This is a genomic window from Variovorax sp. Varisp85, assembly GCF_047304045.1.
Classification (GTDB): Bacteria; Pseudomonadota; Gammaproteobacteria; order Burkholderiales; family Burkholderiaceae_C; genus Variovorax.
In genome coordinates, this window is sequence record NZ_JBGLYN010000064.1 from 1 (window position 1) to 22746 (window position 22746).

The 22746-nt window shown below is 67.8% G+C and carries 18 protein-coding genes; 2 read left to right on the forward strand and 16 right to left on the reverse strand.

The annotated features are described in order from the left end of the window. The 3 genes from ACCC97_RS21960 to pgaA all read right to left on the reverse strand — a co-directional run. Nucleotides 1-790, reverse strand: a 790-nt coding sequence (locus tag ACCC97_RS21960) for a glycosyltransferase family 2 protein (RefSeq protein WP_413335025.1), incomplete at its 3' end; no start/stop codon positions are given. Beyond that, the gene (gene pgaB, locus ACCC97_RS21965; RefSeq protein WP_007838913.1) at nt 787-2847 is read right to left on the reverse strand and encodes a poly-beta-1,6-N-acetyl-D-glucosamine N-deacetylase PgaB; all 2061 of its coding nucleotides are present in this window, start codon (nt 2845-2847) and stop codon (nt 787-789) included. The genes pgaB and ACCC97_RS21960, both read right to left, overlap by 4 nt. Beyond that, on the reverse strand, nt 2847-5360 hold the full coding sequence (gene pgaA, locus ACCC97_RS21970; RefSeq protein WP_413335027.1) for a poly-beta-1,6 N-acetyl-D-glucosamine export porin PgaA: 2514 nt from the start codon (nt 5358-5360) through the stop codon (nt 2847-2849). Before pgaA ends, pgaB begins: the two co-directional genes overlap by 1 nt. Nucleotides 5361-5731: 371 nt before the next feature. On the opposite strand from pgaA, the gene ACCC97_RS21975 reads away from it, so the two are divergent. Both ACCC97_RS21975 and ACCC97_RS21980 read left to right on the forward strand, forming a co-directional pair. Then, nucleotides 5732-6562, forward strand: coding sequence for a creatininase family protein (locus tag ACCC97_RS21975; RefSeq protein ID WP_413335029.1), 831 nt, complete (start codon nt 5732-5734; stop codon nt 6560-6562). A gap of 229 nt (nt 6563-6791) precedes the next feature. After that, nucleotides 6792-7919, forward strand: a complete 1128-nt coding sequence (locus tag ACCC97_RS21980) for a hypothetical protein (protein WP_413335031.1) — start codon at nt 6792-6794, stop codon at nt 7917-7919. Here ACCC97_RS21980 and ACCC97_RS21985 read toward each other — a convergent pair. From ACCC97_RS21985 to ACCC97_RS22045, 13 genes are all read right to left on the reverse strand, one after another. After that, a complete protein-coding gene (locus tag ACCC97_RS21985; protein WP_413335033.1) occupies nt 7916-8047 on the reverse strand; it encodes a hypothetical protein in 132 nt (43 codons plus the stop codon). The genes ACCC97_RS21980 and ACCC97_RS21985 overlap by 4 nt on opposite strands. Nucleotides 8048-8226: 179 nt before the next feature. Then, nucleotides 8227-9408, reverse strand: coding sequence for an MFS transporter (locus ACCC97_RS21990; protein ID WP_413335070.1), 1182 nt, complete (start codon nt 9406-9408; stop codon nt 8227-8229). 8 nt (nt 9409-9416) lie between these two features. Continuing rightward, the gene (locus ACCC97_RS21995) at nt 9417-12299 is read right to left on the reverse strand and encodes a T6SS effector BTH_I2691 family protein (RefSeq protein ID WP_007838921.1); all 2883 of its coding nucleotides are present in this window, start codon (nt 12297-12299) and stop codon (nt 9417-9419) included. Between the two features lie 5 nt (nt 12300-12304). Beyond that, nucleotides 12305-13462, reverse strand: coding sequence for a DUF4123 domain-containing protein (locus tag ACCC97_RS22000; RefSeq protein WP_042674517.1), 1158 nt, complete (start codon nt 13460-13462; stop codon nt 12305-12307). A gap of 82 nt (nt 13463-13544) precedes the next feature. Beyond that, complete coding sequence (locus ACCC97_RS22005) at nt 13545-15932, reverse strand: type VI secretion system Vgr family protein (RefSeq protein WP_413335035.1); 2388 nt, start codon at nt 15930-15932, stop codon at nt 13545-13547. 443 nt (nt 15933-16375) lie between these two features. Further along, nucleotides 16376-17347 carry a threonine dehydratase gene (locus ACCC97_RS22010; protein ID WP_413335037.1) on the reverse strand — a complete coding sequence of 324 codons (972 nt, stop codon included), beginning with the start codon at nt 17345-17347 and terminating at the stop codon, nt 16376-16378. Between the two features lie 12 nt (nt 17348-17359). Further along, on the reverse strand, nt 17360-17992 hold the full coding sequence (locus ACCC97_RS22015) for a LysE family translocator (RefSeq protein ID WP_413335039.1): 633 nt from the start codon (nt 17990-17992) through the stop codon (nt 17360-17362). Between the two features lie 2 nt (nt 17993-17994). Then, nucleotides 17995-18687, reverse strand: a complete 693-nt coding sequence (locus ACCC97_RS22020; RefSeq protein ID WP_413335041.1) for a VOC family protein — start codon at nt 18685-18687, stop codon at nt 17995-17997. A 23-nt stretch (nt 18688-18710) separates the two neighbouring features. After that, nucleotides 18711-19634, reverse strand: coding sequence for a PhzF family phenazine biosynthesis protein (locus tag ACCC97_RS22025; protein WP_413335043.1), 924 nt, complete (start codon nt 19632-19634; stop codon nt 18711-18713). 132 nt (nt 19635-19766) lie between these two features. Next, nucleotides 19767-20408: a glutathione S-transferase family protein gene (locus tag ACCC97_RS22030; RefSeq protein ID WP_007838937.1), complete on the reverse strand. Its 642-nt coding sequence runs from the start codon at nt 20406-20408 to the stop codon at nt 19767-19769. Between the two features lie 14 nt (nt 20409-20422). After that, a complete protein-coding gene (locus ACCC97_RS22035) occupies nt 20423-21061 on the reverse strand; it encodes a LysE family translocator (RefSeq protein ID WP_413335045.1) in 639 nt (212 codons plus the stop codon). Nucleotides 21062-21075: 14 nt separating this feature from the next. Then, nucleotides 21076-22278 carry a PLP-dependent aminotransferase family protein gene (locus ACCC97_RS22040; protein ID WP_413335047.1) on the reverse strand — a complete coding sequence of 401 codons (1203 nt, stop codon included), beginning with the start codon at nt 22276-22278 and terminating at the stop codon, nt 21076-21078. Nucleotides 22279-22337: 59 nt separating this feature from the next. Then, complete coding sequence (locus ACCC97_RS22045; protein ID WP_056597625.1) at nt 22338-22745, reverse strand: VOC family protein; 408 nt, start codon at nt 22743-22745, stop codon at nt 22338-22340. Nucleotide 22746 lies beyond the last annotated feature (1 nt).

Sequence of the window (22746 nt, forward strand, 5' to 3'; positions counted from 1 at the left end):
CCCCCCCGCGGGGGCGGCCCCCCCCCCCCCCCCCCCCCCCCCCGAGCTGGAGCTTCCAGCTCATGTCGATGTCCTCGGTGAGTACGTCGGGGCTCCAGAAGCCGACCTCGATCACGGCGCGGCGCCGGAACATGGCGAGCACGCCCGAGACGGTGAAGAGTGTGCCCACCAGCTGCTGCGAGCGCTTGATGAGCCCGATGATCGAAGAGAACTCGCCCACCTGCATGCGTCCGAGCAGCGTGGTGCGCGTACGGATGCGCGGATTGCCGGTGACCGCGCCGATGCGTTCGGAGCGCAGCATCGGCCGCAGCATCCATGCGATGGCGTCGACGTCCACCAGCGCATCGCCGTCGATGCCCAGGATGTATTCGCCGCGCGCGAGCTGGCAGGCGGTGTTGAGCCCGACCGCCTTGCCCTGGTTGCTGGCGTTGTGGATCACGCGCAGGCGGCTGTATTCCTGCGTCATCTGGTCGAGCAGCTCGCCGGTGCCGTCGGTGCTGCCGTCGTTCACGGCGATGACCTCGTAGTGCGGGTAGCGCGTGCGCATCAGCTGCTCGATCACCTCGCGCAGGTGCGGCGCTTCGTTGAAGCAGGGCACCACCACTGTGACCAGCGGGTGCGAGGGCAGCGAGTCGAGCGGATTGGCGTCGGCGTCGCGCCTGCGCTCGAACACCCATGCATGCGAGAGGCCGCCCGCCATCCACACGTAGGCCATGAAGAAGGGGTAGTAGAAGACGAAGCCGAACAGCAGCGTGGGCAACGAGTGCGCGAGGATCTGGACGGTGGTCATGGCGCGGGCTGTGCAGGGGTCGTCGCGGCGGCCGGGGCACGCAGCGCGCGCGGCAGCAGCGTGCGCACCGAGATCGCGCGGCGCACGGTTTCCAGCGAGGGTTGGTCGTTCAGGAAGTCGTCGGGGTAGTAGCCCAGGTGGCGCACGCCGGCGCGCTGCAGCAGCGTCCATTGGCGGGTGAGCTCGGCGTCGGGCACGGGCTTGCCGGTGTGCCAGTCGCGCGCCTGCAGTTCGAACACGGTGCCGTCGAGGCCGCGCGGCGTGCCGGCCGCGCGTTGCGCGAGCCGCGAGAGCCAGGCATCGCTGTCGGCGTCGGTTCGGGCCTCGCGCTCCATGCGCGGCATCGCCATGAGCCCGACGTAGTCGTAGGCCGCGAGCGAGGCCTCGTAGTTCTGCGCGAACCATTGCTCGGCCTGGGGGTCGAGAACCGGCCGTGCATAAAGGTTGCGCGCGGTTTCCAGCGCGGGCCGCCAGGCGCCCACGCGCGCGGCCAGTTCGTGCGTGAAGTCGATCAGGTAGCGCGTCTTGGCGGCGGTCCAGCGCGCCGTCAGTTCCGGCTTCGCGCGGATCGCGGCCACGTCGGCCGGCAGGCCCCAGCGGGCGTAGGTGGCGAGGGCGGCGGGGCTCGCATCCTCGTCGTCGGACAGCGTCGCGTCGTCGTGGAACAGCAGGCCGCCGAAGAAGGCGTGGCGGCCGAGGTCTTCGTAGATGTCGCCGACCAGCGCGCGCACCGCGGGGTCGAAAGGCGTGAGCCGGTGGTAGCGGCCGGCCGGCATCGCGCCGCCCTGCGCCATCACCGTGTGGGTGGCGAGCGGATTCGAGGCCGGCAGGCGGAAGGCCGTCACCGGCATCCATGCATAGACCTTCACGCCGGCGCGGCTGCGCAGCTGCCAGGCCGCGCGGCTGAACAGGTCGGCGCGCATCGGCAGGTGCCGGTTGGGAAAGTACAGCGCGTCGGCCACGCCGTCGCCGTCGGGGTCGGCGTAGGCCTGCAGGAACACCGAGCGCGGGCGCACGGCGGCCACGCGGTCGATCAGCTTCGAGAGGTTGCGCTCCTGCTGGGCCGGGTCGGGGTCGTACACGTAGTCGAGGTCCACGTGCATCACGCGGTTGACGGGCCAGACCTCGCCGCCTGCGGGGCTGCGCAGCAGCCGGGCGTATTCGGGCGCCTCGTTGTCGTACTCCGCAAGCGCGCGGCGGACGCGCGCGAGCGGAACCGTCGGCGTGTTCGAGCCGTCGTCCAGCGTGAGGGTGATGGGCATGCCCGCGCGCTCGGAGGCTTTGAGCGCTGCCGCGTTGTAGGCGCCATAGGGCCACACCATCGAGCGCACCTTCGCGCCGGTGCGCTTTTCGATGAGTTCGCGGCTGCGGCGCAGGTCGGACTCGATGCGCTGCGTGTAGGCGGCATCGTCCTCGTAGCGCCCGGTCTTGGGGTCGTAGCGGTGCGTGGCAGCGGCCGGCAGCATGTTGCCCTGCGGGTTGGCGAGGATGCCGGTGTGCATGGCGTCGCTGTGGCTCGCGAATTCGACGAGGCCCGAGCGGGCCATCTCGGCGGCCTCGCTCCACAGCAGGAAGTTCTCGCGCGGCGCGGGCTTGTCGCCCCAGTGCACCGGTTGACCCTCGGGTACCTCGAGCCAGCTCGTCACCAGCGCGAACAGCGCCGGGTAGTTGTAGCGCTTGAGCAGCGGGAACACCTTGGTGTAGGCGCTGCGATAGCCGTCGTCGAAGGTCAGCAGCACGGGCTTGGGCGGCAGCGGCTTGCCGCCGGCGCGCGCATCGACGATCTGCTGCAGGCTCACCGGGTGGTGGCCGTTGTACTGCAGCCAGGCCAAGGTCTCGGCGAAGGTGCGCTCGTCCACCGCGGTCGCCTCGGGCGAGGTTTCGAAGCTCGCGCGCACGTTGGCGCGCACGTCGTGGAAGGCGATCACGCGAAAGCTCACGCCGTCGTCGGGGTCGGCGCTCGGCAGGGGCTGCGCAAGGGCCGGCAGCGAAAGCGCCAGCAGCAGCCACGCAAGGACCGCGCGCAGGAAGGTGAAAGGGTTGTTCGTCGTTCGCATCACTGCAGGGGCATCGAGAGGTTCAGGAAAACGCCGCGCTGTAGTTCGCGCACGCCGTCGTAGGGGTGGCTGGCAATGCGCAGGCCGTAGCGCAGCGCGAGCTTGGAACCGAGGTTCCAGCGGTGCTCGTAGCGCAGGCTCCACGTCGGGCCGCTGCCGAAGCCCGCCTGCCGATAGGTGCCCCCGCCGAGCTCGACGACGTGGAAGAACTGTCGGTCGTCGCGCTTCCAGCCAAGCCACTGCGCGCGTGCCGAGAGCTGCGCGCTGCCGTCGCTCGACGGGTTGAAGTAGGGCGCGGTGTCGATGTCGCGGCCGCGGCTCGCGTCGGCGCCGAGCGTCGTTTCGAGCTGGAACGCCGGCGTGCTCACCCAGCGTTCGCGCCAGCCGAGGCCGAGACCGCTGCGCAGGTTGCCGTCGCTGAAGTCGAGCTGCTGCCACTTCAGGTCGAAGCGGCGCGATTCGTTCACCACGTAGCCCACGCTCGCGCCGGCCTCGTGCGCGCCGATGCCGGCCGCGCGCGCTTTCCACGGCAGTTCCCTGCTGTCGCCGTCGTAGGTGGCCGACAGCCGCCAGGCGTCGCTTGCGCGGTAGTCGAGCCGGCCAGCCGCGCTGTTGCGGTAGGGGCCGCCGTTCGCATGCTGCAGCACGCCTTCGGCCAGCCAGCGGCCGCGCTGCCAGCCCAGGCCGAGGCCGCCGCGCGCCCAGTTGGCGCTGCCGAGATCGGTGGTTCCGCGGCCCAGCGACTGGTCGTAGAACACGCGCCACTGGTCGTCGATGAGGCCCGAGGCGAGCCGGCTGTCGATGCGCCATTCGCGGTTGGCGATGGCCGCGCCGCCGGAGGAGGCTCCGGCGTCCACGTCGAGCCGTGGGCCGACCTGGGTGAGCCGCCTGCGTTCCATGTCGCGCACCTGCTTCGAGTCGGGCAGGTCGGCGGCGAGCGATTCCGCGCGGCGGCGGGCTTCGCCGAATTCACCGGCATCGAGCAGCGCCTCGACATGGCCGGTGCGTGCGCCGACGTCGTAGGGCGCGTCGGTCGCCAGCGCCTCGAAGCGTGCGAGCGCGGCTTCGGGGTGCTCGCGCAGCCGCTCGGTGAGGGCGGCGCCAGAGGCGTAGCCGGCGTTGAACGGCGCTTCGCGCGCCAGGGCCGCGAAGCTTTGCTGCGCGAGCGCCGGCCGGTCGGTGTAGAGCTGCATCAGCCCGCGCATGCCGCTCACCTCGGTGTACTCGCCGTTGGGGCGGCCGGCTTCCGGCGCGAGGTGCAGCAGGGCCGGCGTGGCGGCTTCGAGCCGCTGCAGCAGTGCCTCGGCATCGCTGAAGCGGCCGACGTCTTGATAGGCGTAGACCAGCCCCAGGTGGATGTCGTTGGGCATGGGCAGGTCGGCGCCGCCGCGGGCGATGGCCGTTTCGTAGATCGGCACGGCCTCGGCCGAGCGGCGCTCCTGTGCGAGCGCGCGCGCCGCGGCGCCGAGCCCGTAGGGCGGCAGTTCCGTGCCTGTGGCGCGCACTGTGTCGTAGAGCGCGACGGCGTCGGCCGGGCGGCCGCGTTCGACCAGCGCGAGCAGGCGATCGGACAGCAGCCGCGCGCGCACGGTGCGCCATGCGCCGGCGTCTTCGGTCGCGGCTTTCGAGGCCGCGGCATCGGCCCGTGCCAAGGCGGCTTCCTGGTCGCCGAGCACGCGATCGAGTGCAGTGACGCGCTCCGCGCCAATGCGCTGGTCGCGCGCCTGGATCGCCCATCGCAGCCGCTGCGCCAGCGCCTCCTGCTGCAGGGTGGAAAGCGCCAGCGGCGAAAAGCTGCCCGGCGCGGCGCGCTCCGCTGCCTCGGCGTTGTCGAAGGCGCTCGATGCGGCGCCGCTGCTCGCGAGCAGGAAGTCGGCCTCGCGCCGGATGTCGCCGCGCCCGGGCCGCAGTGCGCCGGCCTCGGTATAGGCGGCGAGCGCCTGCAGCGGATCTTTTTCGGCGCGCGCCAGGGCGGCGCGCAGCTCCAGCAGCGCGACGCGGTCTTCGACCTGCGTGGGCGCCGGCTGCGACAGCGCGCGGTACAGCGCCTGCGCGCCCGCGACGTCGCCGCTGTCGAGGCGCCAGTAGGCCTCGTGGATGCGCGCCTCGCGCGCCCCGGGCTGATGCGCGCGCCAGAGGCCGATGGCTTCGCCCTGCAGGGCAAGGTCATGCGTGCGCCGCGCGGCCAGTGCGAGCGGGCCCAGGGCGTAGTCGCTCAGTTTCGACGGCTTGGCCTGGCGGCCCAGCGCGGCGGCTTCGGCAAAACGGCCGTCGGCGGAGGCGATCGCGATCGCATCGGAGGCCACTCGCTGGCGGGCTGCGCCGTCGATCGGCGCGGCGAGCCAGTCCTTCAATTGCTGCAGCGCCTGGGCCGCGGTGATGCGGCCTTCGCGGCGCGCGACGATCAGCGCATCGTGCCGCTGGGCGTCGTAGGCTGATGCACTCCGGTCGACCGCGGGTGCCGCGGTGACCGACGGTCCTGCGAATGCCCCGGACGCGCCGAAGGCCAGCATGCAGACGAGGGACGGAAATTCTCGTGCCGCCTGCGCGAGATGGCGAGGCAACGATCGGGCGGACGCCGATTTGCGTCCGTCCGTGACCGTGCCTCCAGTTTTTTTCTGGATGAACACTCTGCTCCCTTGGAACCACAGCTTTCACGACTAGAGATGCCGCCGCGAAAGCCGAACCACCGATATGTGACAGGTCGGCGGTTCTAGAAAATCAAATCAAGAATCACTCTAGACAGAACTGTTAACTAACGCAAACCAAAGTGCCACGAACTGGTTGTATGTGTGAATAGCTTGGCGTTTTTGGCGTCCGCGTCGACCGCCTTGTCCGGACCGAAGCTTTCGAGGCCGGCTCGCCACCAGCCTAAGATTGCGCGATGAATGCTCCTTCGGCCCCTCCGTTGCCCCGTTTCTGGTCCCAGCTCACCACGCGCGATTTCGCGTCGCTCGATGCGGCGATCACCGTCGCGGTGCTGCCGCTGGGCGCGACCGAGCAGCACGGCCCGCACCTGCCGCTGGGCGTGGACACGGTGCTGGCCGACGGCATCGTCGCCGCCTCGCTGCCCCTGCTGCCGGCCGAACTGCCGGTGCTGTTCCTGCCGACCCAGCAGATCGGCCTGAGCCCCGAGCACGCGCGCTTCGCGGGCACGCTCACGCTGTCGGCCGAAACGCTGATCCGCATGTGGAAGGAAATCGGCGCCGGCGTTGCGCGTGCCGGGGTGAAGAAGCTGGTGCTGTTCAACGCCCACGGCGGCCACGTGGGCCCGATGGACATCGTGGCGCGCGAGCTGCGCGCCGAGCACGGCCTCATCGTCTACAGCGTGAGCTGGTTCAACCTGCCGCTGGGCGACGCGGGCGCGCAGTTCAGCGCGCAGGAGCACCGGTTCGGCGTGCACGCGGGCGAGATCGAGACCTCGATGATGCTGGCGCTGTCGCCGCAGCTGGTTCGCATGGGCGAGGCACAGGATTTCGACTCCACCTCGCGCCAGCGCGCGGCCGACTACGCGATCCTGGGCAACGGCAAGAGCGCCAAGCTGGGCTGGGCCATCGAGGACTACAACCCGCACGGCGCCGCCGGCAACGCGGCCGCCGCCACGGCGGCGCATGGGCAGGCGGTGGTCGACGAGGCAGCCCGGCAGCTGGCGCTGCTGCTGGAAGAGGTGTCGAGGCTGCCGCTGGACACGGCCAATACGGGGCTGCTGCCGTAGCCTGCCTTTTCCGCCGTGAGTTATTCAGGCTGCGCCGCAGCCAGGGATGGCTCGCCCATTGCAAATTCTCCTCGGGGCGGGGGCGACCAGATGGCCAATTGCCGACACAAATATCGGCGACCGACGGCACGACGATCGATCGAATGAAGGATTGACGCCGGGCCTCAGCAAAGCGTTGTGAATTGCAGCTTGAACCGGCAATAGACCGCGCGAGATATCCCCTCCGAAGATGTTCACATTCGAAATTGCTTTTCACCTCTATCGGCGCAAGCATGGCATTGTCAAGGCACTGGCGGACTATGCCGATCTGCAAGATGCGCCCATGCGGCACGCGCTCAAGCCCACCTCGTCAGAGCCGGTGATCTTGTGGCCGCCCGAGCCCACGGTCTTCGACTTCAACGAACACTTCCTGGAGCTGAGCAATCTGCGCAGCGGCGAAGCGCCGCGTTGGATAGCCTTGGTGATGCGGGCGTTGTTCGCACCGTTTTGCTTGATCATGGGCGTGGGTGCGCTGTGGTTCTTGTGGAATATCGTGTTCGTCGGCGATTCGCGGATGCCCTTTCCGCCGACTTCCTTCGCGGAACTTGGACTGCTCCTTGGCGTGCTGGCGCTGGCAATATTCAGTGTGCCTATGACGGTCATGCTGTGGCGCGAGTTCGCAGGCCAGATATTCACCGCGCGCTGTGCGCGCTACCGCTTCAATCGGACTACTGGCAAGGTCTATGTGCTTCGGCCCGATCGATGGGGCGGCAATGCGATGCTCGACTGGTCGCGTGCACAAGCGCACGTTCATTGGGCGCCGCCTATCGAATCGGCGCAAAACCGACACCATGCTGCGTCGGTCGACGAAACGACTCAGGAACTCCACAAGCAGCTGAATGCATCGCGGCACTTTGGCTGGGAAGTGGATGGCAGCCTGGCCTACTTTGGACTGCTGGATCTGATCATGGGGCTTGGCGTACCACGCTATGACCTGTCCGATGAAGCGCGAAGGAAAAGACGCAGTGCAAGCAGCAATGGTTGCCTGCTGCTGTATTGGCCACCGCTGAATACCGCGGATCCGCAACGCCGTGGGGAGGACCTGATCTGGGTTGGGCCGAGCAATAGCGGCGAGCGCCTTTGGCGCTACCTGCAGACTTTCATGCAGCGGGGCATGGACGCCGTGCCCGCTCCCGAGGTCCCGAATGCATGGATATGCAAGGGCCGCGATCCGGATCGGGTACTCAACTGGCTGGTGGAGTGCCTGTGCTATTGGCCGGTTTTTCCCTCGGAGTGGAAAAGCGACTCGGGCCAGGCACGACGCGAAAGCGGCATCGGGCCCGAGCAACCGCTGAGGTGGAGGGCCAAGTTGCCCTAGCTTCCGATTTCGTCGATCAGCGAGCAAAGTCGATGCAGCTTTTCGATGATCGAAACTGTGGTCGCGATCCTCTTGCAGCGCGGGAAGCTGGCGTTCCAGGCATCCACGAAGTGGCCGATGCGTTGCACGGTTGCTTGAAACCGGCGAACGAGTCACGCCGGTGTTCTTGTCTCTGATCAGCGAGGCGCAGCGCTCGATCTGGTGGGACCGGGAGCGTGTCTGTGAGGCCGGTCTGCGGTCATGCCTATGTCCATCGATGGCTCTTCAGGGCTCGTTTGCCGACGATGCAGCGGATGCCCGGCACAGTTCATTTCGTCGAACGATCAGCGCCGTTGCGAAGCACGAACTCATCGTGCAGGCGATGGGGACAACTCCCGTGGGCCCACCGCAATGGTTCCTCAGGGCCGATGCCGCTCTCGCGGCGGCGCTGGCCGCAGTCGCTGCCCCATTCTTCCGGGAAGGTGGGCCAGTAGCACAGCCGCTCGGCCAGGCTGTGCAGCGGTGCCCAGATGAAGTTCACCGCGTAGCTGGTGAAAGTCGCACCTGAGGTGCCTCTGCCCAGGATGTCGTCGCGCCTGTGCGCGCCGTGCATGACAGTCTCTTCCAGATGCTCGCCAGGGCCGCTGAAACCCTTGCGCAGCCAGTCGTCCTCTCCGGGAGGAGGCACGGCATCCATGCCTTCTTCCATGAAGGTGCGGATGTACTGCCACAGGGATGCATCGCTGCCGCTGGGGCCTACCCACAGAACGTCCTCTCCCTTGCGCTCGGGATCGCTGGGGTCCAGCGGGGGCCAGTACAGCAGCAGGTTGCTGTCCAGGCCTGCCGAGCGCAGGCGTTCTTCGCGTGCGGTTTCGCTGGCGGCCAGCTCCTCGGCTGTCCACGACTTGGGCGGCGCCCAGCGCACATGCGCCTGCACGCGGTCCCAGTCGAGCACCACGTTGCCGCCGTACTTCTTTGGGCGCAGCGCGTAGACCTTGCGGGTGGTTCGATTGAAGCGGTAGCGGGCGCGCAGACTGGTCAGGAAGGTTGGCGCGAGCATGTAGGGCCAGATCATGAAATAGATCAGGAGAAAAACCAGAACACCCATCAGCAACAAGATGCCCATCGCGATGTACCAATCCTGCGGGTACGGTCTTTGGTCCGTAAGCAAGAGACCTATGCCATAGGTCGGAAACAAGGCAACAAGTCCAAATAGCGTTAGAAGCAAAAGCCCAAGTGAGCGCTTTTCTTCTCCCGCATTGCTCAGCTCGATGAAGTGCTCATTGAAGTCGAACAGGACACGCATTCCATGGAGCGAGGGTCGTGCATATTCCTGCTGTTGGAGTTTCTCCTTGCGGGCGGGCTTGGGTTCGTTCTCGACGCGAGGTCGCACGCCTTCATGAATACCGTACAAGCGCGTGTGTTGGTTGACGTCCGCGTAATACGCCAAGGCTTCCGGCGTACCCCCGCTGCGGCACTCCCGCCGGAAGCTGTTCTCCGAGATAAACATTGTCTGGTTCAATCCATGTCGGCGATCGCATTGGCCAACTGACCGAGCATGAACTGCTCGCTGCGATGCGGAAACTTTTTGCTGTCGATTTTGCGGAACGGCTGGGCCTGCAGCCAGTCGATCCACTCCTTTTCCTTGAGCTTGTCGATCGCATAGCTCGCGGCGAGCGTGATCGTCCCCGTCACGAGATTGATGCGCGTGCACCAGCGCACGATCTTCGTAACGTCGTAAAAATAAGCTCCAACAAGCGTTGATCCAATGGTTGCGGTTCCCATTGCTGCACGACCAAAGTAGGCAGCCATCAGCACGCGGTCTTTTTCTCTGAAGGCCGTAACGCCATCAATCGCATCCCAAACCACCCCCACGACAGCCGCAGAAGCAACCCAGTGCGCAGCACCGATCTTCAAGATGCGCAGATCCTCTCCAGCCGCCTTCACCAGATCGCCCCGCGCAGCCAGCGGCGCATCGGCCTTGATCGCCTCGAAGATGTTCTTCTCGTAGTAGTCGGAGCGCAGGCCCTTCCAGGTGCCCATGGCGCTGGCCACGGCGCCCGCACTCTGGCTGCCCGCCCTCGGGTCGTCGCCGCGCTCGCTTGCGCGTCCGAAGGTCGGAATCAGGCTCATGATTTCCAGCGCGCCCAGCGCGCCGGGAATGCGCATGTTCTTCACCGCGTTGTCTTCGCCCACCAGCGTCAAGGCCCGGTCGACCCGTACCTGCATCTTCTCGCCCTTGTGGTCGTAGTGGCGCGTCCACGCCCGGCTGTCGGGCTGCGGATTGCGCTTGTTGCTGTAGGCCGCCTGCCGGCCCTGGTCTTCCAGCTTGCGGGCCAGCGCCCGCTGCTCATTGCGCACGAACTCCACGGCCTTGTCGCCCAGGCCGTGCGACAGCAGGACGATCTGCGCCTTCGCGAAGCTCAGTTCCATCGCCGAGGCGCTCAGCTTCTGCGCTGCCTGCACCACCGCCACAGCCCAGACCGCGTGCACATTCTTTCGGGCCGTCTCGGCGATCTTCTGCAGCGACTTGATCTTCTGCATCGTGTTCAGCCCCGGGTCGCCCAGCTTGTAGACCTCCTTGATCAAGGTCTGGCTGCCCTTGAGCGTCTTGGGGATCTTGCTCAATGCCGTAGCCATCGCGGCCCAGGCGCGCTGCTGGCGCGCGCTTTCCTCGGCCGTTTGCGGGTCGTGCACTTCGGTGGCCGGCGGCAGGGTGTCGCGCAGGGTGTCCATCACGCGCCGCAGCTCTTGCGAGATTTCCTCGTTGTTCAGGCTCGCCATGCGCCACACGAGGTTCCTCGGTTCGTCTTTGAACAGTTGCAGCTCGGCATACCAGCGCCGCCCCCTCGGGCTGCTGTCCATCGTCTCCAGGATGGCGCACAACTGGCCCGCGCAGCGCGCCCCGTCGCCGGTGTCGATGCCGTCGGGCTTGCGGTTGTAGCGCCCCAGCGTCTTCACCAGGAAGGCATCGGCCTGCAGCCAAGCGATCAGGTCTTCGCTGATCTTGTCCATGCGCTTGTCGCGCTCCTTGACCTGCGCCAGGTGCGCCTTGTCGAAGGCCTCGAGCCGGGCCGGGTCGAAGTGGGCGAGCGTTTTCTGCAGCGCGGCCTTGGATTCGGCATCGCTGATGAGACGGCGGTCCGACTCGCGCGCCGCGATCTCTTCCTGCAGGGCCGTGCGTCGTTGCGCCTCCAGGTCCTTGACGGGGACTTCGGCCGGGCTGCCATCCTTTTGTTCGACCATCACGGTGCCCACCGGGTAGGCGTGGCGCTGTCCCATCACCTCGTGCACGTTCTTCAGGCGCTCGGTCTCCGAGTCGTACAGCTGCATCGCCTTCTTGTAGATGGCCGAGCGCACGGTCTTGATACTCTCGCTGGCCGCGTGCTTCCAGGCGTTGGTCACCAGGGCGTTGCCTGGGTCGGTGTTGTCGGTTTCCTTGAGCCACGCCACATAAGCGGTGGCGGCCGTCAGATGGTGCAGGCTGAGTTCTTGCGCGATGCCGATGGCGTCCTCGCAGGCGACGACCGCGCCCTTGTGCTCGGTCAGGAACTCGACCATTTTCCGCAGGCGTGCACCGTGCACGTCCTTGTACGGCGCACCGGTGATGCGCGCAATGTAGGGGCCGTGTGCCAGACCACCGGCCGCCCCTGTGTCGGTAACCACCACGCCGTCGGCGCCGCGGGCTTCGTGGCGCACGGCTTCGAAGTGCCGTCCGACGCGCGCTTCTTCGTAGTTTCCCCACTCGCGCTCGGCACCATGGATTCCCATAAGTCCGTAGTGCTGTTCGCAGCCCACCGTCTGCGCGGCGGGGTTTTTCAGCGCGGAGAATTCCATGACCTGGCTGTTGAGCTGGCCGGGCTGGCAACTGTCTTGCTGGCTCGTGTTGCCACCCGCCCAACCCGCCACATCGAAGCTTTGCATGTAGATGTTGCGTTTCGGCTCGATCTGCTCGAACAGGTGCTTCGGCACGATCGGGTCCGGGTGGAACATGTAGTTCAGTTCGGTGACGTCCTTGGCATCGCGTATCCACACCATGCTGGCGTTGGCGCCGCGCACCTCGATCTCGCAGGCGGGATTGGATTTGGCGGCTTCCGGAAATCCGATGTCGAACTGGGCGAGATAGCCGTGTGGGTGCACGATGTAGGCGAGCCACTCGGGATTGGCCTGGCCCGCATACTGCAGCCGCACGTACAGGTAGCCCGGGCGCAGCATGCGGACGCCGTACAGCGCTGTCTGCATGGAAACGCCGCCGGGCCTGCGCTGGAAATGACCCGTGGGCTGCAGTTGCCCGAGCGCAGTCATCCCCTGGTCCTGCGCGCTGAAGGCGGCGGCATAACGGGTAAACAGGATGGGCAGGCCCTTGCGATCGCAGTTTCTGCAGGGAGTTTTGCAAGCCATGGGTTTCAGTTGTTTCGTGAGGGCTGCGCGCGGGCCGAAGCTGCTTGCCGGGCCTGGTGCAGCGCACCGGCAAAGCTGGGTGCTTCGGGAGGCGATGCCGTCGCGACGGTCGCAAGACCGGGGGCCGGATGCATCAGGGCAAGCGTGTGCCTCAGCACGGCGGCTTCCTGCGGCGCCGACCAGTCGCGCGGACTGGCCTTGCCGGCGTGGAGGTCGGTGCGCCACGACGCGTCGATGAAATCGGCGATATCGCTCTCCCGGCTCAACCCCATCCCGGCGCCATGGCCCAGCAGGTGAGCCATGGTCATGCCATCGGGCTGTCTGCCTACGGGCACTTGCCGCGACGCCATGCGAAACCATGCCCTGTTGCCCGCGGATGCACTGTGGGCGGCATGCCACTGGGCCAGGTGCAGAAGGTGGCGCATGGCCTCGCGGGATGGCAGCCGCCCGGGCGCCTGCAGCGATGCTCGCGCCAAGGCGAAACGACTGGCGATGAACCACTCGGGCTGATGTCCTGATGCGTCCTCGGTGCCGTCGGTTTCATCGCCCTGGCCGAAGGCTTCGGCGCTCGCCCACGGTCCCCAAGGTTGCTCCAGGGACCACCATTCGGTGACCGGCCCAAGCCACGAAGATCGCTGCGCGTCGTCGAGCACAGGCCACACGCGCTGCATGACGCGGGCATCCTGATAGCGAAACAGCTTGTCGTGGCCATCTATTGGCGAAGTCTGAAACCCCAGGCAGTTCCAATGCATCGCGATGGTCGCGGGTGTCGCGGGGCTGAAAACGACGCCGCACAGCGTCTGTTCGGCCAGGCGCCGCCGCGCCTGCTGCCAGGCCGAAGCAAGCGCGACTGCGAGGGTGCGAAGCACTGCCCGGGTCTGGTCGCAAGGTGCGTCCGAGGTCCAGTCCGCGGGGAGCGGCACCAGGGTAGGCGCGGCTTCGGGGCGGTCCTTGTAGATCTCGTCGGGCACGTCGGCTCGTTCGTCGGCCAGCGTGGGATGGTGCTCCTGCAGGTGGGCAGCCAGCGGGTTGGCCTCCCAGCGTTCGAGCACCAGGCAGGCGTGCAATGAAGCCGGCATGAGGCCGCCGAGCATCGGACGTGCGGCTGTGGATGCGAAAGCTGTCTGCGCCTTGATGAAGCCGCTTTGCAGGCGGCGCAGCAAAGCCCATGTGTCAAGCGAAGGCGAGGTCGAGGGCGTGCGCCTGGGGTCGCGAGGATCAGTGGCGCTCATGGCTTTCTTCGCATCAGCGCGAGGCGGATGCGCCGCCTGCGGCATCGCTGTTCTGCAATTCGCATCGGGCTTCATAGCCCTTCGGCGGCGGCATGTTCTTGGGCCCCACGAGGTTGTGCGAGGCCGCATGTTCGCGCCACAGGCCCTGGGTGCAGTGCACGATGCCCGAGGCGTTCCAGCGGCTGAAGCTGCCGCCGCCGTTGACGACCACCTCTTCGCGCGCGGCAATGATGATCCTCTCGCCTTCGAGCCTGATGCCGAGCCTGGCGATGATGTTGACACTGCTCTTCAGAGCCCGGATGTCGATGTCCTCGTTCGCGGCGCACAGCCGCATGCCTGCCTTGTGGGCGAACAGGCGCACTGCGTCCTTGGCACTGGTCAGGAAGCTCTTGCCGGAGCTGATGCTCGTGTGCCCGCCACTGGTGAAGGCGGTGTGCTCGGTGCTCATCAGATGGGTGGAGCCCGCGGCGGCGCTCTGGATGCCGGCGGGGCTGGCCAGCGTGAGATGGGGCTCTTCAAATTCGGGGAAGACGCCTTGCGCCGGGTTGCCGCCGTGGCCCTTGAGAGCATCGTTCTGCTCCTTCAGGGTTTTCGTGACCGCATCCTGATCGCCGGCCTCGTGGGCCTGGGCCTCCATCGCCGCCTGGCTGAGCCCTTCGTGCATATCCCGGCCTTGCGTGAGGCGCGCGAGCGTCTCGGGCATATCGGTAGTGTGACCGTGCGCGTCGGGGCGCGCCTCGGTGGTCAGCAGCATTCCCCTGGCGGCGCGCAAGGCGCCACGGCCATCGGTGCGCAACTCGAAGCCCTGGCCCCGGTCGTCCTTGCGCCCGGCGGTGTCCTCGATGCGGCCTATATGCCCGAGACCGAGGCTGCTGCTTGAGTGGTCGCTCTTGAGCTGCGCCTGGATTTTTTGCGGCCCGTCGTCCAGTGCGAGATGGTTGCTGCGGCCACCACTGCCGCTGCCGAGTTCGCGGCTGCGAATGCCCGAGAGGTGCTTCTGGTCCGGTAGCTGCCACGCCGGCATTTCATCGGCATTGTGGGCGCGGCCCACGACGATCGGGTGGTCCGGATCGCCGTTCAGAAAATTGACGATCACTTCCTGCCCGATGCGAGGCAGCGCGACGTCGCCGAAACTGGCGCCCGCCCAGGATGAGGACACGCGAAGCCAGCAAGAGGAATGCTCGTTCTTGTGGTCCAGCCGATCCCAGTGGAAATGCACTTTGATGCGGCCAAGCTGATCGACCCAGATGTCTTCGCCGGCCGGGCCGACCACAAGGGCTGTCTGCGGACCGTTGGTGCGCGGCTTGGGTGTGGTGCGCGCCGGTCGCCACGCGTGGCTCACCGGCTGCGCCTTGAAGGCGAAGCACTGGATGGAGCCTTCGCCGCCGTCGCCTTCACTGGCTTGAAGGTTCTCCTGCAACTCATAGGCAACGCTGACCAGAAGGTAGCGCAGGTTCTGGTCGGCCCTCGGATGCCTGGAGAGTTCAAAGATGTAGCCCGGCGCAAGATCGCGCCGATTGGAAGAGCCGCGTGCCTGAATGCGCTCGCTCTGTTGCTCTTCGGTGCGGATGTGCGCATAGGCTTCACCGTCGGCCAATTGCGTGTAGCCGCCTGGCCACTCGTACCGCTCGAAGTGGTCGTGATCGTGACCGGCAGGCATGCGTCGACGACTGGAGATATCCGCGCCGGGCCTGCCGGGGTCGTAGTCATCGGTGTAGTAGAGACCCGAGCGCACCTCTTCGGACATCGTCCATTCGTAGATGCGTTCACCGGCCTCGAGGCCACCGGTCATGCCGGCGAACGGGTCGACGTGGTAGCGGATCGCCTCGCCGCCAGGCAACGGCCCATGCGAAGTGGCGATGTCGTCGGCAAAGACCAGCACGTGCTGCCCGGCTTCATGACGAAACCAGTAGTACATCCCTTCGTGCTCAGCCAGTCGCGAGACGAACGCGAAATCGGTCTCGCCTCCATACTGGCAGCAATAAGTCCATCGACGGTACTCGCGGCTGAGTTTCTGTTCCATCGGATAACCGTAGGGCCCGAGAACGGCTGCGATGATTTCCGGGACGGTGAGATCCTGGAAGATGCGGTAGTCCGAACGCCGTGTGGCCAGCCACAGCCACGGGCGCAGGCGCATCTTGTAAAGGGAGCGACGGTCGTCCTCGTGCGACAGGCCGAACTGGGTGACGATTCCGCCGAGATGACGGACACGGCCGCTCTCGGTCTGGATCGCCACGGTGGTGTGCTTGCCGAGCAGCGCCTTCGGGTCGACGGCATTGCTGGCTGCCAGCAGATCGACCTCGAAGAGGTAGGGCCTGCTCAATTCCTCGGTGCCAACCAGCCGGTGGAACTGGAGTGCTTCGACCAGCGGCGTCCGGACGGTGACGCGGCGCGATGTCATGGCGCGCACCTGCGCAATAGTGCCCTCTGCTGCGAATGGATCACATGAACTCCCTGCTGTTCTTGTTCGGAAGGTGACAACTGCCGCAACGTCTTGTGCCATCACCGTGGCCGGTCGCGTCCAGTGGCGGCGATTCTGCGGGAATTCACTGGCGCGATGTTGGAATTAGGTCATGTTGTGTGATGGTTTTTCTGTGTGTGAGCGGTCGTTGTACGGTGTTGGTTTTAAGAGTCGCATCCAGAGAGCGGCTGTTGGTGCTTTCGTCCGGCATGGCACCGGGGACCCGATGCACACGCATGTGGTCCACGCCGACTCCAGCCGGGTCGATGTCCGGATTGAACGGCCTTCTGGCGTTGGCCGTTCCCGGCGTGCAGGCACGCGGTGGCGGTGCCGATGAGACATCGCCAACACCGGCCCGCTGCCCAGGCCCTGCTGACTCCGGATTACGAAGCGCTGTGCCCCAGCACCGCGGCAAACATGCCGGTATCGACATTGCCCCCGCTCAGGCACACGCCCACCGTCTTGCCGCGCCAGCGTTCCTGCTGCTGAAGCGCGCCCGCCAGCGCCGCGGCGCCCGCGCCCTCGGCCACGTTGTGCGTGTCGCTGAACAGGATGCGCATGGCCTCGGCGATCTCGTCGTCGGTGACGGTGATGACGTCGTCGGCTTCGCGCAGGATCACCTCGACCGACTCGGGCACCGGCACGCGGCAGGCCATGCCGTCGGCCAGCCGCGTGGTGACGGGCGACTCGACGGGCTTGCCGGCGCGGAAGGAGTCGCGGTAGGCCGTGGCGTGCGCCGACACCACGCCGATGAGCTTCGTCGACGCGCCGCAATGCGCACGCGCCGCCGCTGCCGCGGCAAAGCCGGAGCCCAGGCCGATGGGCACGAACAGCACGTCGGACGGCGTGGCCGACAGGGCGTCGAAGAACTCCACATACGCGGTCGACACGCCGCGCACCAGTTCGCGATGGAACGATGGCACGCGGTGCAGGCCGTCGCGCTCGGCCAGCGCGGCCGCGTGCTCGGCAGCCGCCTGGAAGTCGTCACCGTGCTCCACCAGCGTGACGCCGAGCGCGCGCATCGCGGCGTTCTTCTCGGTCGAATTGCCGTGCGGTACCACGATGGTCGCGCCCAGCCCATGGCGCCGCGCCGCGAAGCCGACCGACTGACCGTGGTTGCCGCGCGTGGCGCTGATGGCGTGGCGCACGCCCGGCTGCTCGCGCGCCAGGGTCTCGAAGTAGGTCAGCCCGCCGCGGATCTTGAAAGCGCCGGCCGGCGTGTGGTTCTCGTGCTTGGCCCACACGGTGGCGCCCAGGCGCTGCGACAGAAGCGGCCAGGCGTACTGCGGCGTGGGCGGCATGGCCGCATGCACGGTGCGCTGCGCGGCTTCGATTTCTTCGCGGGTGAACCTCATCGGGTGTCCCATCTATTTGCGTTCCGTCAGCGCGACGCGCACGGCCAGGGCAGCGAGCACGCTGCCCATGATGTAGCGCTGCGCGCGCAGCCAGCCGGCGCTTTGCGACAGCACGGCCGTGATGCTCGCGGCGCCGACGATCATCACCGTGTTGACCGCGGCGCTGGCGGTCATTTGCGCGACGCCCAGCTGCATGCTCTGCAGCAGCACCGATCCGCGCTCGGGATGGATGAACTGCGGAAAGAACGAGAGATAGAACATGGCCACCTTCGGGTTCAGCAGGTTCGTCAGAAAGCCCATGCGGAACAGCCTGGCCGGCGGATCGGCCGGCAGCACGCGCGCCTCGAAAGGTGCATTGCCGCCGGGCCTGACCGCCTGCCACGCGAGCCACAGCAGGTAGGCCGCGCCCGCGATGCGGATCGCGTCGAACGCGAGCGGCACGGCCAGCAGCAGCGCGGTGAGCCCGAGCGCGGCAGCGAACAGGTGCGCCAGGAAGGCGATCAGCACGCCGCCCAGCGAGATGAGCCCGGCGCGGCGGCCCTGGATCAGCGTGCGCGAGACGCAATAGATCATGTTCGGCCCCGGCGTGAGCGCCAGCAGCAGCGAGGCGAGGGCGAACCAGGCGATTTCAGGGAGGCTCAGCATGGTCAGAGTCCTTGGGATTCGAGGGTGACGCGGCCGCGCGGCGTGTCGAGCACGGCGATGAGGTTGGGCGCTCCGGCAGCGACGGCCATGCCGGTCATGCCGATGGCCGACAGCGCGGCGGAGAGCGCGGGCGCACGCGGATGCACGGCGCGCAGCGAGCGCATCGAAAGACCCGACGCAGGCATGGCATCGGTCGGATGCACCGGCCCCCACTGGATCAGCGTGGGCAGCGCGCCGTAGAACAGCCGCTGGCCGTCGTCGCGCACGGTGATCTGCCACTCGAGCCGGCCGGCGGGCGTGTCGCGCGAGGCTTCGAGCAGATGGCCGCGGTCGATGTGCGCGTGCTCTTCATGCGCGAGCGCACGCGTTGCCGCATGCGCATCGGGCACGCGGGCGACGAAATGGATCAGCCGCGGCCCGTGCCGCGCGAGCCCGGCCTGCAGCGCGGCGTCGTCGAGGTCGAACCAGCGGTGCGTCTTGGGGCGCGAGGGCCGCTTGCCCGGCTCGATCGCGATGATCTCCGCGTAGGCGGCAGGAAAGGCGTCGCTCGCGATGTTCAGCAGGCGGTTGTGCGTGCCCATCAGCGGATGCGAGCCGCCCGGTGCCGGCGTCACGCCGAGCGTCGCTTCGCACCACGCCACGCCCTCGGCGAGCGAGGCGGCGGCAATCACGAGGTGGTCGAGCTGCGCGTGCATGGTGCGATGGTTCTCGCCGAGGTTCAGAGCGTGACGTGGCCGTCGATGCAGGTCACGGCATCGCCGCCGACCCAGATCTTTCCCTCGGCGTCGCGCTCGATGTGGACGCGGCCCGCGCGGCCCAGGCACTGGCCCTGCGCGGCGAGGTAGCGCTCGGGCATGTGGCCGTCGGCGATCAGCCATTCGGCCAGGCTCGCGTTGAGGCTGCCGGTGACCGGGTCTTCCTGCACGCCGATGGGTTCGGCGAAGGCGCGCACTTCGAGGTCGATCTTCGCGCCGTCGTCGTAAGCGGCCGCCGGGCGGTTGCCGAAGGCGCGCGCCTCGCGGTTCGAGCGGCCGATCAGCGGCGAGGTGTCGAGCGCGGTGGGCACGCCGGCCACACCCGCCTTCACGCCCAGCTCCTTGAGCATGCGGTGATCGGGCGCGAGCGCCAGCACGGCGTCGGCATCGTTGACCAGCAGGCCGAACCAGACCGGGCCGTTGTCGAGCACCTGCGCCGCGATGATCTGCTGCGCCTTCAGGCCCAGCGCGCCGGCCACCTTGGCCAGCAGCGCGGGGCTCGGGGCGCTGCGCCTGAGCGGCGGCGCGGCGAAGGCCAGGCGGCTGTCTTCACGGCGCAGCGGCACGAGGCCGGCGCCGCACTGCTGCACCACGAGGCCCGCGGCCTTCGGCTTGCCGCCGGCCTGCAGCCACGCATGGCAGCTGCCGATGGTCGGGTGGCCGGCGAACGGCAGCTCGCCGCCGGGCGTGAAGATGCGCACGCGGTAGTCGGCGCCCGGGTCGGTGGGCGGCAGCAGGAAGGTGGTCTCGGACAGGTTGGTCCACTGCGCGAAGCGCTGCATCGCGGCGTCGTCGAGGTCCGTGCCGTCGATGACGACGGCGAGCGGATTGCCGCGATAGGCCGTAGCGGTGAAGACGTCGACTTGCTTGAAGGGGCGGGATTTCATTGGAGACTCGGGAGGATCAGATCAATGGGCGATGTCAGTCGGGGAAACACCGTGGATCGGCTTTCCCGGGCCACAGGTGCTGCCCCCTGGAAGGGGGTGGCGAAGCGACACGAAGTGCGCGGAGACCGGGGGTCATTCCAGGCTCAGGTCGAGCACGCCGCGCGTGCCCGGGCGGGAAAGCAGTTCGGCATACCAGCGCTCGACGTTCGGCCACGTCGGCCGGCGGTATTCGGCGGGGGGCAGGCCGAACCAGCGGTGCGCCTCACAGCCGATGGGGATGTCGGCCATGGTGAAGCGCTCGCCGGCCATGTACGGCTGGCGGGCGAGGTGCGCGTCGAGCATTGCGAACAGCGCCTCGCTGGCGCGCACCGAGTCGTCGATGAGCGTCAACTGTCGCTCCGACGGCGGCGTGCGCACCCATTGCACGAAGGCGTCGCGGCTCGCGCGGTTGAGCGTGGTCTGCTGCCAGTCCATCCAGCGCTCGGCGTCGAAGCGCGCGGGCAGCTCGCTCGGGTAGAGGGTGCCGTGCGAATGCTTCGCGCAGAGGTAGCGCACGATCACGTTCGACTCCCACAGCGTCACGCGCTCGGCGCCTTCGCCGTCGTCGATGGTGGGCACCATCGCATTCGGGTTGAGCGCGAGGTATTCGGGCGTCTGCACCACGCCGAACCTGCCGCCGGCCTCGGTGCGCTGGAAGTCGAGCCCGAGTTCCTGTGCGCACCACACCACCTTGCGGACGTTGATCGAACTGATGCGGCCCCAGATGTTGAGCATGGTCGGTTTCTTTGTCAGCGGGGTGAAGGGCGGTCGAGGAAGAGCAGGCGCACGGCCAGCCCCAGCATCACGGCGGCCAGCAGGCCGCTCTGGAACCGTGCCGCACCGGGGCGGCTGTGCAGCCAGCGGCCGATCTGGCCGCTGCATGCGCCCAGCAGCGTGTTGAAGGCCAGCGCGGCCATCGACAGCAGCACGCCGAGCTGCACCAGCTGCAGCGGCACGCTGCCGCGCGCCGGATCGACGAACTGCGGCAGGAACACCATGAAGAACAGCAGCGCCTTCGGGTTGACGAGGTTGTTCAGCAGCGCCATGCGCACGATGCGCCCGAACCCGGCCGGCTGCGCCTGCGCGCCCATGCGAAGGCCGCCGCCGCTTCGCAGCGCCTGCACTGCCAGCCACACCAGGTACAGCGCGCCCGCATAGCGCAGCACGTCGAACGAGGGCGGCCACGCCGCCACCAGCGCGGTGACGCCTGTGGCGGCGAACAGCGTGTGCACGAGGTCGGCCGCCGAGATGCCGAGGGCCGCCGCAAAGCCGCCGCGCGGACCGTGGGCCACGCCGTGCGAGAGCACGAAGGCCATGTTCGGGCCGGGCGACAGGAACAGCGCCAGTACCGCGAGCAGGAAGAGCGAGAGCGTTGCGAGGCCGATCAAGGGAGGCTCCTGGGTCAGACCTGCGCGGCGGCCAGTTGCCTGTCGCCGAGCAGCACCAGCTCTTCGCGCAGCGTCTGTGCCAGCGCGGCGATGGCGATGTCGATTTCTTCCACGCTGGCCGTCACGAACGACAGGCGCAGCGTGCGCGGATCGCCTTCGCCCGCATAGAACGGCGCGCCGGGCACGAAGGCCACGTTGCGCTCCACCGCCTTGGGCAGCAGCGTGACGGTGTCGACGCCCTCGGGCAGCCGCGCCCACAGGAACATGCCGCCCTTGGGCGCGTTGAACTTCACGTCCAGGCCCTTCATCTCGCGCGTGAGCGCGGCGATCATCGCGTCGCGCTGGCGCTTGTAGAGGGCGCGGATTGTGGGCACGTGGCGGTCGAGGAACTTGTCCTTCATCACGGCAGAGACCATGCGCTGCGTGAAGATCGGCGTGTGCAGGTCGACCGCCTGCTTGGCCTGCAGCAGCTTCGGGTAGATGGACTTCGGCGCCACCAGGAAGCCCAGGCGCAGGCCGGGCGCCAGCACCTTCGAGAACGAGCCCAGGTAGATCACGCCCTCGGGGTTGCGCGCGGCCAGCGGCAGCGGCGGGGCTTCGTCGAACCAGAGTTCGCCGTAGGGGTTGTCCTCGACGATGGGCAGGTTGGCGGCCGTGGCGGCGGCGGACACGGCGGCGCGGCGCTCCTCGGTCATGGTGCGGCCGGTGGGGTTCTGGAAGTTGGGCAGCAGGTAGACGAAGCGAGCGTCCTTGGCCTTCGCCACGAGGTCTTCGACCACCACGCCGTCGTCGTCGCTGGCCACGCCCACCGGGTGCGGCTCCATCGGGCCGAAGGCCTGCAGCGCGCCGAGGTACGTGGGCGTCTCGACCAGCACCTTGCTGCCCGGGTCGATCAGCACCTTGGCCACCAGGTCGAGGCCCTGCTGCGAGCCGGTGGTGATGAGCACCTGCGAGGCATCGACGTCCCACGGCAGCATGTCGGCCACGGCCTGGCGCAGCGGCGCGTAGCCTTCGCTGGCGGCGTACTGCAGCGCGGCCTGGCCGTCGTTGTGCAGCACTTCGGCGCAGGCATCGGCAAAGGCCTGGATCGGGAAGGTCTTGGGCGAGGGCAGGCCGCCGGCCAGGCTGATGATGCCGGGGCGCTCGGTGACCTTGAGGATTTCACGCAGCACCGAAGGATTCATCTTGGCGGCGCGGGCGGCGAGTTTCCAGTTCATGGCTTTCTTCTTTCAGGCGGTGAGGTGAGATGCGGATAGGGGGGCAGGCGGGCCGGAGGTCAGTCCGGTGGGATGTCGCCACGGTACACGACATGGATTTTGTTGCTGTCCGGGTCGCGCAGGTAGGCGCCGTAATAGCCATGGCCATAGCGTGGGCGGGGGCCCGGCGCGCCTTCGTCGCGGCCGCCGTGGCGCAGGGCCGCCTCGTGGGCGGCATTCACGGCTTCGGCCGAGGCCGCGGAGAACGCGACCATGCTGCCGTTGCCGGCGCTGGCGGGTTCGCCGTCCAGCGGGATGTACACGTAGAAGCGCGGCAGCACCTGCCCCGGCACGACCCAGCAGGCCGCCTCGGGCCCGCCGTCGGGCGTGACCGGGCGGCGCTTCAGGCCGAGCGGGGCGAGCAGCGCGTCGTAGAAGGCGGCGGCGCGCGGCAGGTCGGTGCAGCCGACGGTGATGTGGCTGAACATC